The 13,932-nt window shown below is 69.7% G+C and carries 11 protein-coding genes; 8 read left to right on the forward strand and 3 right to left on the reverse strand.

What is annotated here, in order from left to right:
- Positions 1-137: 137 nt before the first annotated feature.
- Entirely contained in the window at positions 138-1,532 is a 1,395-nt protein-coding gene (ffh, locus tag V4F39_RS10180) for a signal recognition particle protein (protein WP_332289245.1), read from the reverse strand.
- A 77-nt stretch (positions 1,533-1,609) separates the two neighbouring features.
- Between ffh and V4F39_RS10185 the strand changes: the two genes are divergently transcribed.
- The 8 genes from V4F39_RS10185 to V4F39_RS10220 all read left to right on the forward strand — a co-directional run bounded on the left by V4F39_RS10185 (position 1,610) and on the right by V4F39_RS10220 (position 11,818).
- Positions 1,610-2,461, forward strand: coding sequence for a cytochrome C assembly family protein (locus V4F39_RS10185; protein WP_332289246.1), 852 nt, complete (start codon positions 1,610-1,612; stop codon positions 2,459-2,461).
- Positions 2,458-2,685, forward strand: coding sequence for a PP0621 family protein (locus V4F39_RS10190; RefSeq protein ID WP_332289247.1), 228 nt, complete (start codon positions 2,458-2,460; stop codon positions 2,683-2,685). Before V4F39_RS10185 ends, V4F39_RS10190 begins: the two co-directional genes overlap by 4 nt.
- On the forward strand, positions 2,682-4,544 hold the full coding sequence (locus V4F39_RS10195) for a sensor histidine kinase (protein WP_332289248.1): 1,863 nt from the start codon (positions 2,682-2,684) through the stop codon (positions 4,542-4,544). Before V4F39_RS10190 ends, V4F39_RS10195 begins: the two co-directional genes overlap by 4 nt.
- Complete coding sequence (locus V4F39_RS10200) at positions 4,541-6,097, forward strand: sigma-54-dependent transcriptional regulator (protein ID WP_332289249.1); 1,557 nt, start codon at positions 4,541-4,543, stop codon at positions 6,095-6,097. Before V4F39_RS10195 ends, V4F39_RS10200 begins: the two co-directional genes overlap by 4 nt.
- A complete protein-coding gene (gene ampD / locus V4F39_RS10205; RefSeq protein WP_332289250.1) occupies positions 6,094-6,684 on the forward strand; it encodes a 1,6-anhydro-N-acetylmuramyl-L-alanine amidase AmpD in 591 nt (196 codons plus the stop codon). The genes V4F39_RS10200 and ampD overlap by 4 nt, the downstream gene beginning before the upstream one ends.
- A gap of 219 nt (positions 6,685-6,903) precedes the next feature.
- Complete coding sequence (locus V4F39_RS10210; RefSeq protein ID WP_332289251.1) at positions 6,904-9,801, forward strand: ribonucleoside-diphosphate reductase subunit alpha; 2,898 nt, start codon at positions 6,904-6,906, stop codon at positions 9,799-9,801.
- Between the two features lie 132 nt (positions 9,802-9,933).
- Positions 9,934-11,148 (forward strand): ribonucleotide-diphosphate reductase subunit beta, encoded by a 1,215-nt coding sequence (locus V4F39_RS10215; RefSeq protein WP_378235102.1) that lies wholly within the window; start codon positions 9,934-9,936, stop codon positions 11,146-11,148.
- 211 nt (positions 11,149-11,359) lie between these two features.
- A complete protein-coding gene (locus tag V4F39_RS10220; protein WP_332289253.1) occupies positions 11,360-11,818 on the forward strand; it encodes a histone in 459 nt (152 codons plus the stop codon).
- 76 nt (positions 11,819-11,894) lie between these two features.
- On the opposite strand, the gene V4F39_RS10225 is transcribed toward V4F39_RS10220, so the two are convergent.
- Both V4F39_RS10225 and V4F39_RS10230 read right to left on the reverse strand, forming a co-directional pair.
- Entirely contained in the window at positions 11,895-12,800 is a 906-nt protein-coding gene (locus tag V4F39_RS10225) for a carbohydrate kinase family protein (protein WP_332289254.1), read from the reverse strand.
- A gap of 14 nt (positions 12,801-12,814) precedes the next feature.
- Positions 12,815-13,918 carry a zinc-ribbon and DUF3426 domain-containing protein gene (locus tag V4F39_RS10230; protein WP_332289255.1) on the reverse strand — a complete coding sequence of 368 codons (1,104 nt, stop codon included), beginning with the start codon at positions 13,916-13,918 and terminating at the stop codon, positions 12,815-12,817.
- Positions 13,919-13,932 lie beyond the last annotated feature (14 nt).

A 13,932-nucleotide genomic window follows, 5' to 3' on the forward strand; every position in this document is an offset into this window, starting at 1 on the left:
ATACTGCTAGCGTCCCGGCAATGCCGATCGCGATCCAGCTCCAAGGGTCCATGCCTGAGGCGTATGCGGAGATATACAGCCTGCGACCCTATCGCTGCACGGGGCAGCGGGCAACCCATCAAGGGTGACCAAGCGTTTCAGCGCGGACCGCCCAGCCCGCCGAAGCCGCCGCCGCCCAGGCCGCCCATGCCCTTCATGCCGCCCATGCGCTTCATCATCTTCATGAGGCCGCCGCCCTTCATCTTCTTCATCATCCCCTGCATCTGCTCGAACTGGTTGAGCAGGCGGTTGACCTCCTGGACGTGCACGCCGGCGCCCGCGGCCACGCGCCGCTTGCGGCTGGCCTTCAGCAACTCCGGCTTACGTCGTTCTAGGGGGGTCATCGAGTTGATGATGCCTTCCATGCGCCGCACGTCGCGTTCGGCGCGGTCCATGTCGGCCTGGCCGGCCTTCGCGGCCATCTGCGTGGGCAGCTTGTCCATCAGGCCCGACAGGCCGCCCATCTTCTTCATCTGGCTGATCTGGGCCAGGAAGTCGTTCAGGTCGAAGCCGTCGCCGCTCTTGAGCTTGGCGGCCAGCTTCTGCGCGGACTCGATGTCCACGCCCTTCTGCACTTCCTCGACCAGCGCGACGATGTCGCCCATGCCCAGCACACGGCCGGCATGGCGTTCGGCATCGAACACTTCGAGGCCGTCGATCTTCTCGGAGACGCCCGCGAACTTGATGGGCGCGCCGGTGATCTGCCGCACCGACAGCGCCGCGCCGCCGCGCGAATCGCCGTCGAGCTTGGTCAGCACGATGCCGGTGAGCGGCAGCGCTTCCTTGAAGGCCTTGGCGGTGTTGACCGCGTCCTGCCCCTGCATCGCGTCGACGACGAAGAGCGTTTCGACCGGCTTCAGCGTGGCGTGCAGGTCGCGGATCTCGGCCATCAACGCCTCGTCGATCGCGAGGCGGCCGGCCGTATCGACCAGCAGCACGTCGATGTAGTGCTTGCGGGCGTAATCGAGCGCGGCCAGCGCGATGTCGTGTGGCTTCTGGTCGGGCGTGCTCGCGAACCATTCGGCACCGGCCTGCTTCGTCACCGTCTTCAACTGCTCGATGGCGGCGGGGCGGTACACGTCGGCCGATACCGTCAGCACCTTCTTCTTGCGCTTCTCGATCAGGTGCTTGGCCAGCTTGGCGACGGTGGTGGTCTTGCCCGCGCCCTGCAGGCCGGCCATCAGGATGATGGCGGGCGGCTGCGTCGCGAGGTCGAGGTCGCTGATGCCCTCGCCCATCGTCGCGGCCAGCTCCTTGTGCACGATGCCGACCAGCGCCTGGCCCGGGTTCAGCGAGCCGGCCACCTCCTGCCCCAGGGCCTTGACCTTCACCCGTTCGATGAAGTCGCGCACCACGGGCAGCGCCACGTCGGCTTCCAGCAGGGCCATGCGCACTTCGCGCAGCATGTCCTTGACGTTGTCTTCGGTGATGCGGGCCTGGCCGCGCATCGTCTTGACGAGTTGCGACAGGCGGTCGGCGAGGGTGGAGGCCATGGGGGTTCCGGCAGGGGGCGGGCCGCGGGCGCGGCAGGAGGGCGCAAATGCTAGCAGGCGGTCGGTACACTTTCCGGATGAACTTTCTGTCCGGTTCCGCGGACGCGGCGGCCCTGGCCTGGGGCCTCGGGCTGCTGGCGCTGCTGGGTTATGCCGCCGCCGCCTGGCCCCTCGAAGTCCGCTCGCGCTGGCCGGCGGTGGCGCTGGCCGTGGCGTGGGTGGCCCACGGCCTGGTGCTGCTGGTCGACATCGGGGGGCTGGGGCTGGCCCACCGCGGCGCCCGCTTCGGCTTCGCGCCGGCGCTCTCCGTCACGGTATGGCTGGTGCTGGCCGTGCATGCGGTCGAAAGCCGCTTTGTGCCGTTGCCCGGCGTGCGCCGGCTGCTGGCGGTCGCCGGCAGCGCGGTGGTGCTGCTGACGATGCTGTTCCCCGGCGATATGTGGGTGCAGGTCGCATCGCCCTGGGTGCCGCTGCATTGGCTGCTGGGCGTCGCGTCGTACGGCCTGTTCGGTGCGGCCGTGCTGCACGCGACGCTGCTCGATGCCGCCGAGCGCCAGATGCGCCCGAAGGCCGGGCGCCCGCCGATGCCAGCGTCCGGCGCACGGCCTGCGGCACTGGGCCTGCCGCTGATGCGGCTCGAACGGCTGACCTTCCGCTTCGTCGATGCCGGCTTCGTGGTGCTCAGCGCGGCGCTGCTGCTGGGCGTCGGCAGTGCGCTGCAGACGCCTTCGCTGTGGAAGTGGGACCACAAGACCGTCTTCTCGCTGCTGGGCTGGGGCACCGTGGCGGTGCTGATGGTCGGCCGCCATGTGCGCGGCTGGCGCGGTCGGCACGCCACACGCTGGCTGTATGCGGGCGCGGCCCTGCTGCTGCTGGCGTACATCGGCTCCCGTTTTGTGCTCGAGGTGTTGCTGGGGCGCATGGCATGAAGTACCTGGTGCTCGTGCTGGTGGTCGTCCTGGTGCTGTGGCTGATGTCGGGCCGCCGGCAGCGCCCGCCGATGCCCCGCCCGCCGGCGCCGCCGCCGCGGCTGGAGGGCATGGTCTCCTGCCGCCACTGCGGTCTGCACCTGCCGCGCAGCGAAGCCGTCGCCGATGCGGCGGGCGACACCTACTGCAGCGGTACGCACCGGGACGCGGGGCCGCGCGGGTGAGCCGCGCGGCGGAGCACGGCACCGAGCGGCGTGCCGGCGGCGAGGCGGAGCGGCGCCGCAGCGGCCGCCGCAGCACCGATGGCGGGGCTGCCACCGAGGCCTGGCTGGACCCGTTCGGCCAGCCGGCGATGCGGACAAGGCCGGCCGCGGCCGGCATGCCGGCCTTCCAGCGCTTCTACCGGTTGTTCCTGGGCGCACGCGCCGTGGTGGGCCTGGCGCTGGTGGTGGCCCAGGTGACGGGCAGCGTGCTGGGCGTGCGCTCGGTGTCGCTGGCGATGGGGCTCAGCCTGGGCTATGCGGTGCAGGCCCTCGTGGTCTGGCTGCTGCCGCGATTCCGGGCGGCGCCGGCAGGCATCGCGCTGTCGCCGCCGGCCACCGCCGCGACGATCGGCGTCGACGTGGCCGTGTTCTCGGTGCTGCACCTCATCGACCCGGCGTCTGGCTTCAACTACGTCGCGCTGCTGGTGCTGCCGGTGCTGATGGCGGCGGTGCTGACGCCGCGCATCACCTCGCTCGGGACGGCGGCGGTGGCCGCGCTGGTGCTGCTGGCCGGCGCCTGGCGTGGTGGGCTGCGCGAGGGCGATGCCACGCTGCTGATGACGCAGGCCGGCCTCGCGGGCATCGGCCTCTTCCTCATCGCGCTGCTGGCCGGCGAGCTGGCCGGCCGGCTGGCCCGCGAGGAGGCCTCGGCGCGCGGCAGCCTGGAACTGGCGCGCCAGCAGGCGCAGCTCAACCGCCTGGTGATCGAGCAGATGGCCGACGGCGTGCTGGTGGTCGATCGCCGCATGCGCGTGCGTGCCGCCAACCCCGCGGCGCGGCGCCTGCTGTGCGATGAGGGCATGGCGCGGCCGGCGCCCTTCGACCTCGGCGCCCTGCCGCAGTGGGCGGCGCTGGCCCAGGCCGTCGCCGAAGCCTTCGGAGCCAACGGCCGGGGTGAGCGGCTGCGCGACGTGGTGCTGCCGTTCGAGGGCGGCACCGAGCGCACGCTGCGGCTGCGCGCAGGTTTCACCGGACGGCGTGCCGGGGACGGCCTGGGGGGCTCGGGCCCCGGCATGAGCGAGGAGCTGTGCGTGCTGTTCCTCGAGGACCTGCGCACGCTGCAGGCCCGCACGCGCCAGGAGAAGCTGGCGGCGATGGGGCGCGTGTCGGCGGGCATCGCCCACGAGATCCGCAATCCGCTCGCCGCCATCGCGCAGGCCAATGCGCTGATGGAGGAGGACGCCGTCGCGCCCGACCAGCGGCGCCTGACGCGCATCGTCGCGGACAACGTCGACCGCCTGAAGCGCATCGTCGACGACGTGCTCGACGTGGCGCCGGGCGGCGCGCCGAACGCCCGCGTGATCGACCTGGCCACCGAAGTGGCCGCGGTGGTGGCCGAGTGGGCCCGGTCGGTGCAGCTCGGGCTGGGCGCCAGCAGCCGGCTGGAGGTGCGGTTCGATACGCAGCCGGACGCACCGCCGCTGCTGGCCGCACCGGCGCCGTTGCTGGTGCGGTTCGACCCCGACCACCTGCGCCGCGTCCTCGTGAACCTGCTCGACAACGCGCACCGCCATGCCGTCGAGCGGCCGGGTGCGATCACGCTCGCGCTGGCGCGGCTGGGCGAGGCGCAGGTGCAGCTGTCGGTGGCCAGCGACGGCACGCCGATCGCCGCGGACGTCGAGCGCCATCTCTTCGAGCCGTTCTTCTCGACGCGCAGCCGGGGCACGGGGCTGGGCTTGTATATTTGCCGCGAACTGTGCGAGCGCTACGGCGCGAGCATCGAGTACCGGTTGCGCGCTGCCGACGAGCCCAACCGCAACGAGTTCTCGGTCACGATGCCGCTGGTCGTCGCCGATCCTTCGAATGGGCCCCCGCCATGACGACCGCTACGCCCTTCAGCCTGCTCGTGGTGGACGACGAGCCCGACCTCCGGACCCTCTACGAGCTGACCCTGCTGCGCGAGGGCTATGACGTCGAGACGGCGGGCTCGGTCGAAGACGCGCTCGCCCGCCTGGCAGGGCGCCGCTACAGCGCGGTGATCACCGACATGCGCCTGCCCGACGGCTGCGGCCTCGACCTGCTGCGCCACATCGAGCAGCACGGCCGGCCCGAGAAGGCGATCGTGATCACCGCGTACGGTTCGGCCGAGAACGCGGTGGAGGCATTGAAGTCCGGCGCCTACGACTACCTCACCAAGCCGGTGGACCTGCGGCAGTTCCGCGCCGTGGTGGGCTCGGCGCTGGGCCGCAGCGCGCAGCCGCTGCCCACCGTGGTGCCGGCCCAGCTGCCGCCGGCGGCCGTGGAGGCGCCTGCGCCGGCGGGCGGCCGCAGCCGCACCGTCCCGGTCGCCGCGGCCGTGTCCGCCGCGGCCGCGGGCGAGGGCGCGCTGCCGCCGGCGCTGGCCCGCCTGGTCGGTGATTCCGCCGCGATGCGCCAGGTCCGCGCGCTGATCGAGAAGGTGTCCCGCAGCATGGCGCCGGTGCTGGTGCAGGGCGAGTCCGGCACCGGCAAGGAGCTGGTGGCCGGGGCGATCCACAAGGTGAGCGCGCGCGGCACGGGCCCCTTCATCGCCGTCAACTGCGGCGCGATCCCGGAGCAGTTGCTGGAGGCCGAGTTCTTCGGCTATCGCAAGGGCGCGTTCACCGGCGCGACCGAGGACCGCGAGGGGTTTTTCCAGGCTGCGCACGGCGGGACGTTGTTCCTCGACGAGATCGGCGACCTGCCGCTGTCGATGCAAAGCAAGCTGCTGCGGGCGATCCAGGAGCGCGCCGTGCGGCCGGTGGGCGCGGTCAACGAGGCGCAGGTCAACGTGCGCCTGGTCAGCGCGACGCACAAGGACCTGGCGGCGGAGGTGCAGGCCGGACGCTTCCGGCAGGATCTGTTCTACCGGCTCAACGTGATCCAGATCCGCGTGCCCCCGCTGCGCGAACGGCTCGACGACCTGGCGCCGATCAGCGCCGCCGTGCTCGAGCGCATCGCGCGCGATGCCGGGGTCTCGTCGCCGCCGCGGCTGAGCCGCGATGCCTTCGAGCACCTAACCCGCTACGTCTTCCCGGGCAACGTGCGCGAGTTGGAGAACCTGCTGCAGCGTGCCGTCGCGATGGCCGGCACCGACGTGATCGAGCGCGCCGACCTCGGGCTGCCCGACGCGGCGTTCGGCGACACGGAGCTGTCGGACCCGGATCGCCACGACGTCCTCGCGCCCATGCCCGAGCTGCCGCCCGCCCGCACGGAGGCGCCGCTGCCTGCCGACCTCGTCGCCTACCTGGACGACGTGGAGCGCGACATCCTCGCCCGCGCACTGGAGCGCCACCGCTACAACCGCACGGCGGCCGGGGCGAGCCTGGGCCTGTCGCTGCGCCAGATGCGCTACCGCATGGCGCGCCTGGGCGTGCAGGTCGGCGATGGCCCCGACCGCCACGAGGAAGCGTGAGCGCGGCCTGGCAGTCGGGCTGGTGGACGCCGGCGCGGCGCATCGACTCGCCCAATTTCGGCCCCCGTCCGGCAGGCACCGCGATCACGCTGGCGGTGGTCCACTCGATCAGCCTGCCGCCCGGCCAGTACGGCGGCGACGAGATCGAGCGGCTCTTCACCAACCGGCTCGACTGGGCGGCCCATCCGTACTTCGGCCTGATCCGCGGCGCGACCGTCTCGGCGCATTTTGTGATCCGGCGCGATGGGGAATTGCTGCAGTTCGTGTCGTGCGACGACCGCGCCTGGCACGCCGGCCAGTCGTGCTGGCAGGGCCGCGACAATTGCAACGATTGGTCGATCGGCATCGAGCTCGAAGGGCTGGAGGGCGGGCCCTTCGAGACGCCGCAGTACGAGATGCTCGGCGGGCTGCTGGGTGGGCTGTGCAAGGCCTATCCGCTGGCCGACGTGGCCGGCCACGAGCACGTGGCCCCGGGCCGCAAGCACGATCCCGGCGCCGGCTTCGACTGGCAGCGCGGGGCGCGCCTGGCACGCCGGGCAGGGGCTGTGCTGCGGTGGCCGGCGGGCCCGGGAGATCCGCAGCCATAGCTCTACGGATAGTGTGCAAAGGGGCTGGCAAGCGCTAGATCTAGTGCTATGCTTCAGGCACCGCACGGTTGAACACGGCTCCTGCAGCCGCATATTTTCTCCGTTACCCGTATCGGTTTCCGAATGCACGTAGTCTCGGCAAGGAATGCGACCGCACCTTGCCAGGGCTTCCTTTTTGCCGCGTTTTCCACGAACACCACAAGACAGGAGAAGGTTGTTATGCACGCCACTGCCAGTACCCCGGCGTCGTCCCCGGTGTTGCCGACGTCCCGCCCCCCCGTTGCCGGCGCTGCCGCCTCGGCCTACCAGGGTTACCAGATCCTGCGCCGCAACGGCGCGGTGGTCGCCTTCGAGCCCAACAAGATCGCCGTGGCGCTGATGAAGGCCTTCCTGGCCGTGCATGGCACGCAAGGCGCGGCCTCGGCCAGCGTGCGCGAGACCGTCGACGGCCTCACCGAGAACGTCGTGCGCGGGCTGCTGCGCTCACGCCCGGGCGGCGGCACGTTCCACATCGAGGACGTGCAGGACCAGGTCGAGCTGGGCCTCATGCGCGGCGGCCACCATGAAGTGGCGCGCGCCTACGTGCTGTACCGCGAGCGCCGTTCGCAGGAGCGTGCGCGCCAGGGCGTGGCGGCCGAATCGGCCGCGCAGCATCAGTTCTTCGTCACCGAGGGCGGCGTGCGCGTGCCGCTGGACGATGCCAAGCTGCAGGCGCTGGCCGTGTCGGCCTGTGCCGGCCTGGGCGCCGACATCCGCCCCGAACCCATCCTGGCCGAGACCCGCCGCAACCTGTACGACGGCGTGCCGCTCGAAGAAGTGCACAAGGCCGCCATCCTGGCCGCGCGCACGCTGATCGAGAAGGACCCGGGCTACACCCGCGCCACCGCACGCCTGCTGCTGCACACCATCCGCAAGGAAGTGCTGGGCTTCGAGGCGATGCAGGAAGACATGGCCACGCAGTACGCCGACTACTTCCCGGCCTTCATCAAGAAGGGCGTGCAGGCCGAGCTGCTCGACGAGAAGCTGCAGCAGTTCGACCTGGCCAAGCTGGGCGCCGCGCTGAACGCCGACCGCGACCTGCAGTTCGACTACCTCGGCCTGCAGACGCTGTACGACCGCTACTTCCTGCACATCGACGAACAGCGCATCGAGCTGCCGCAGGCGTTCTTCATGCGCGTGGCGATGGGCCTGTCGCTGAACGAGATCGACCGCGAGGCGCGTGCGATCGAGTTCTACAACGTGCTGTCGACCTTCGACTTCATGTCGAGCACGCCCACCCTGTTCAACGCCGGCACGCGCCGCTCGCAGCTGTCGAGCTGCTACCTCACGACCGTGGCCGACGACCTCGACGGCATCTACGAGGCGCTGAAGGAAAACGCGCTGCTGTCCAAGTTCGCCGGCGGCCTGGGCAACGACTGGACCAACGTCCGCGCGTTGGGCTCCTACATCAAGGGCACCAACGGCAAGAGCCAGGGCGTGGTGCCGTTCCTGAAGGTCGTCAACGACACGGCCGTGGCCGTCAACCAGGGCGGCAAGCGCAAGGGCGCGGTGTGCGCGTACCTCGAGACGTGGCACCTGGACATCGAGGAGTTCCTCGAACTGCGCAAGAACACCGGCGACGACCGCCGCCGCACGCACGACATGAACACGGCGAACTGGATTCCCGACCTGTTCATGAAGCGCGTGATGGAGGACGGCCAGTGGACGCTGTTCTCGCCCAGCACCTGCCCCGACCTTCACGACAAGATCGGCAAGGCGTTCGAGGAAGCCTATTCGGCGTATGAAGCCAAGGTCGACCGCGGCGAGATCAAGCTCTTCAAGCGCATGCCGGCCAAGGACCTGTGGCGCAAGATGCTCTCGATGCTGTTCGAGACCGGCCATCCCTGGATCACGTTCAAGGACGCCTGCAACGTGCGCTCGCCGCAGCAGCACGTGGGCGTGGTGCACTCGTCGAACCTTTGCACCGAGATCACGCTGAACACCAACGACAGCGAGATCGCGGTCTGCAACCTCGGCTCGGTCAACCTGGCACAGCACCTGAAGGACGGTGCCGTCGACCATGACAAGCTGAAGAAGACCGTGTCGACCGCGATGCGCATGCTCGACAACGTGATCGACATCAACTACTACGCGGTCAAGAAGGCGCGTGACTCCAACCTGCGCCACCGTCCGGTGGGCCTGGGCCTGATGGGCTTCCAGGATGCGCTGTACCAGCTGCGCGTGCCCTACGCCAGCGAAGCGGCCGTCGAGTTCGCCGATCGTTCGATGGAAGCCATCTGCTACCACGCGTACTGGGCGTCGACCGAGCTGGCGGCCGAGCGCGGCCGCTACTCGAGCTACCGCGGCTCGCTGTGGGACCGCGGCGTGCTGCCGCTCGACTCGCTGAAGCTGCTGGCCGAAGAGCGCGGCGGCTACGTCGAGGCCGACACCACCGCCACGCTCGACTGGGACGCGCTGCGCGCCCGCATCGCCCAGCACGGCATGCGCAACAGCAACTGCGTGGCCATCGCCCCGACCGCGACGATCTCCAACATCGTCGGTGTCGATGCATCGATCGAGCCCTGCTTCGGCAACCTGTCGGTCAAGTCGAACCTGTCGGGCGAGTTCACGGTCATCAACGAGTACCTCGTGCGTGACCTGAAGCAGCTCGGCCTGTGGGACGACGTGATGGTGATGGACCTCAAGCACTTCGACGGTTCGCTGCGCCGCATCGACCGCGTGCCCGAGGACCTGAAGCAGCTCTACGCCACGGCCTTCGAGGTCGAGACGCAATGGCTGGTCGAGGCCGCGGCACGCCGCCAGAAGTGGATCGACCAGGCGCAGTCGCTCAACATCTACATGGCCGGTGCGTCGGGCAAGAAGCTCGACGAGACCTACAAGCTCGCCTGGGTGCGCGGCCTCAAGACCACGTACTACCTGCGCACGATGGGGGCCACGCATGCCGAGAAGTCGACGGTGAAGGCCGGCTCGATGAACGCGGTGAGCTCGGGCAGCCAGGGCGGCATGTCGGCCCTCGATGCGGCCGCTGCACAAGCCCGCGCGCAGGCTGCCAGCGAGCCCGCCACCGACATCAAGTTCTGCGCAATCGACGACCCGACCTGCGAAGCCTGCCAATAAGACGCTTCGGTATCGAACGCGATGCGATGAAGTCGATGCAAGTCGGCAACATCGTCATCGCTTCGGTGTCAATAAGTGCTTGGTGTTTGAACACAACACTCGGATAATTTCAACTCCTGAGGATGTACCTACATGCTGGTCTGGGAAGACGACAAACCGGTTGAAGCCAAGGCTCCCGCAAGAGCCCTGAACACTGCTGACGCGATGGCTCCATCAAGCCGCGCAGCAATGGCATCGCCGGCCCTGCAAACCGTGCAAGCCTCCACCACCGCAACCACCACCCCACGCACCGCAGCAGCCTCTGCCGCGGGCACGGAGGTTGCCGCCAAGCGCCGTGTCAATGTTGCAGACAAGCGCATCATCAACGGCCAGACCGACGTCAACCAGCTCGTCCCCTTCAAGTACAAGTGGGCATGGGAGAAGTACCTCGCCACGTGCGCCAACCACTGGATGCCGCAAGAGGTGAACATGTCGCGCGACATCGCGACATGGAAGGATCCCAACGGCCTGACCGAAGACGAGCGCCGCATCATCAAGCGCAACCTCGGCTTCTTCGTCACCGCCGATTCGCTGGCCGCCAACAACATCGTGCTGGGCACGTACCGCCACATCACGGCGCCCGAGTGCCGGCAGTTCCTGCTGCGCCAGGCGTTCGAGGAAGCGATCCACACGCACGCGTACCAATACATCGTCGAGTCGCTGGGCCTCGACGAGAGCGAGATCTTCAACGCCTACAACGAGGTGAAGTCGATCCGCGACAAGGACGAGTTCCTGATCCCGTTCATCGACGCGATCATGGACCCCAACTTCGTCACCGGCACGCCCGAGGCCGACCAGACCCTGCTGAAGAGCCTGATCGTCTTCGCCTGCCTGATGGAAGGCCTCTTCTTCTACGTCGGCTTCACGCAGATCCTCGCGCTGGGCCGCCAGAACAAGATGACCGGCGCCGCCGAGCAGTACCAGTACATCCTGCGCGACGAGTCGATGCACTGCAATTTCGGCATCGACCTGATCAACCAGCTCAAGCTCGAGAACCCGCACCTCTGGACACCGGAGTTCAAGGCCGAGATCACCGCCCTGTTCAACAAGGCCGTCGACCTCGAATACCGCTATGCCGAAGACACCATGCCGCGCGGCGTGCTGGGTCTGAACGCGTCCATGTTCAAGGGCTACCTGCGCTACATCGCCAACCGGCGTGCGGTGCAGATCGGCCTCGATGCGCTCTTCCCGAACGAGGAGAACCCGTTCCCGTGGATGAGCGAAATGATCGACCTGAAGAAGGAGCGAAACTTTTTCGAAACCCGCGTCATCGAGTACCAATCCGGTGGCGCATTGAGCTGGGACTGAACGTCGCCTCGATCGGCAGACAGTTCCATGGTGTGAAGAGATCAAGATCCGCGACACGGGAAGCCAGGCCACAGAAGCCGGGCTCACGGGTCGCCACCCCGTTCACCGAACCGGGGCGGCCAGCCTGAGGCTGGAAGACTCCGGACGGTGGGCCACCGTGCTGTAACTCGAGCGGCATGGTGCTGTTTGCAACTTGATCAAGGAGATTGAAATGGCAACTGCGAAGAAGGCTGCGGCCAAGAAGGCCCCGGCGAAGAAGGCTGCACCCGCGAAGAAGGCGGCACCGGCCAAGAAGGCGGCGCCCGCGAAGAAGGCGGCACCGGCCAAGAAGGCCGCGCCTGCGAAGAAGGCGGCACCGGCCAAGAAGGCCGCGCCTGCGAAGAAGGCGGCACCGGCCAAGAAGGCAGCGCCCGCGAAGAAGGCGGCACCGGCCAAGAAGGCGGCGCCTGCGAAGAAGGCGGCACCGGCCAAGAAGGCCGCTCCGGCGAAGAAGGCCGCTGCCGCCAAGAAGGCGCCCGCCAAGAAGGCCGCCGCTGCGCCTGCGAAGAAGGCCGCCGCGAAGAAGGCTGCGAAGAAGCCCGCCGCGCCCACTGCCCCTGCTGCCCCTGCGGCCAAGACGGCACTGAGCCCTGCGGCCGCCTGGCCGTTCCCGACCGGCAACAAGCCCTGAGGTCGGCGGCCTTCGGGCCGCTGCCCCGACACCATGAAGCCCGGCCCCGTGCCGGGCTTTTCTTCGTCCGCCCGACTCAGAGGTCCAGCGTCGACCGGTCGATGGTGTGGTTCTGGCCGCCCTGGCTGCCGATCTTCAGCGCGCCCACGCGATTGCCCAGCGCCGCGCAGCGGTCGAGCGCCCAGCCGCGCTCCAGCCCGTACAGCAGGCCGCCGCGGAACGCGTCGCCGCAGCCGGTGGGATCGAGCACCGCCGCTGCCGCGACGCCCGGCACATGGGTGCGTTCGCCCTGCTGCCAGACTTCGCAGCCCTGGTCCGCCAGCGTGACGACGATGCCCTTCAGGTGCGAGCGCGACAGCGCCGCCACGTCGGTGCCCATGCGCTCGCACAGCATGCGGGCTTCGTAGTCGTTCACGGTCACCCACGATGCCTGGTCGACGAAGCGGCGCAACTCGGCGCCGTCGAACATCGGCAGGCCCTGGCCGGGATCGAACACGAAGGGGATGCCGGCCGCATGCATCTGCTCGGCATGCTGCAGCATCGCGTCGCGGCCGTCGGGCGCGATGATGCCGATCTTCAGGTCGGCACGGGCCGGCACCGCCGTGCGGTGCGCAAAGCTCATCGCGCCCGGGTGGAAGGCCCAGATCTGGTTGTTGTCCTGGTCGGTGATGCAGATGCCCTGCGCGGTGTAGGTCTCGGCCTCGGTGCGGATGCAGGAGGTGTCGATGCCCAGGCGCTGCAGGCGCTCCACGTAGTCCTGGCCGTCCGTGCCGACGGCCGCCATCACGACCGCGTCGCCGCCCAGTGCACGCAGCGTGTAGCCGATGTTGCCGGCGCAGCCGCCGAACTCGCGCCGCAGCGTGGGCACGAGGAACGAGACGTTGAGGATGTGCACCTGTTCCGGCAGGATCTGCTGTGCGAAGCGGCCGGGGAAGTTGGTGATGGTGTCGAACGCGAGCGATCCGCAGATGAGGGCGGCCATGGGGTTCCTGACGGTTAGGGGTAGAAGATCTCGACGGTGTAGCCCGACAGCTTGCGATCGCCGGCCGCCAGCACGCCCCGCAGGTTCATCGCAGCGCCGGCCGGCAGCGTCGACCGCGTGCTGCCCATCTCGGCCGCCTGCATCACCTTGCGCGACACGACCTGCCCCTGGGCATCGGTGAGCGTCAGCTCCAGGGCCGGCACCATCACCGGCACGCGGTCATGGTTGCGCAGGGCGACGCTGAATTGGTAGTGGTTGCCGGTGCCTTCGAGCTTCACCAGGCCGCTGCTGTCGACCGCCAGGCTGTCGACGCGGCGCAGCGGCTCGACCGCGCAGCCGGCCATGCCGCACAGCGCCCGCAGCATCGGCGCCGATTCGGGCCAGCGCACCGCCAGCGTGTCGCGCCAGCGCACGGCCATCTGGCCTGCCAGCAGCAGCGCCAGCAGCGCTGCGGCGACGGCCAGGGCGGTGCGCACCCCGGGGCGCCGCCAGCGCGCGGCCTGATCGGCCTGGCGGACGAAGTGCGGCGACGAGGCCGCAGCGGCTGCCGGCGCCGCGGCGGGCGCACGCATGGCGGGTGCGGGGTCCGGCACGGAGGCGGGCGGGCGCGGCGGCGCGGGCGGCACATCCGGGCGCGACTCGCGCAGCGGCAGCGCAGCCGAGCGCGGCGGCAGCGGCGGCTCGTCCAGTTCGCCGTAGGCGTCGTCCTGCGGCACATGCGTCGGCTCGAAGCGCGGATCGCCGTGCAAGGCGTCGTCGTCAGGCTCGTGCAGCAGCGGGCGGTGGTCGAGGCGGGCCGACGCCGGCAGTCCGTCGTCCGGCATGTCGGAGGGCGCGAAGGGCGGTGGCTCGAGCGGCGACACCGCCGCGCTGCGCGGCGGCTCGCCGGCCCACGCCGGCACGGCCGGTGGCGCCGCAGTCGGCACCTGCGGCGCCTGCTCTTCCGCGGCGCCCGGCCACGGCGGCGGCGCCTCCTGGTCCAGATCGAACAGGGACTCGAGTGCGTTGAACACCGCCTCGCAGCGTCCGCAACGCACCCAGCCCTCGGAGACCTTGAGCTGGTCCTCGACGACACGGAAGACCGTGCCGCACTGGCCGCAGCGCGTTGCGAGGCTCATCGGCTAGCTCCGGT

The organism is Aquincola agrisoli, assembly GCF_036621135.1.
Classification (GTDB): domain Bacteria; phylum Pseudomonadota; class Gammaproteobacteria; order Burkholderiales; family Burkholderiaceae_C; genus Aquincola; species Aquincola agrisoli.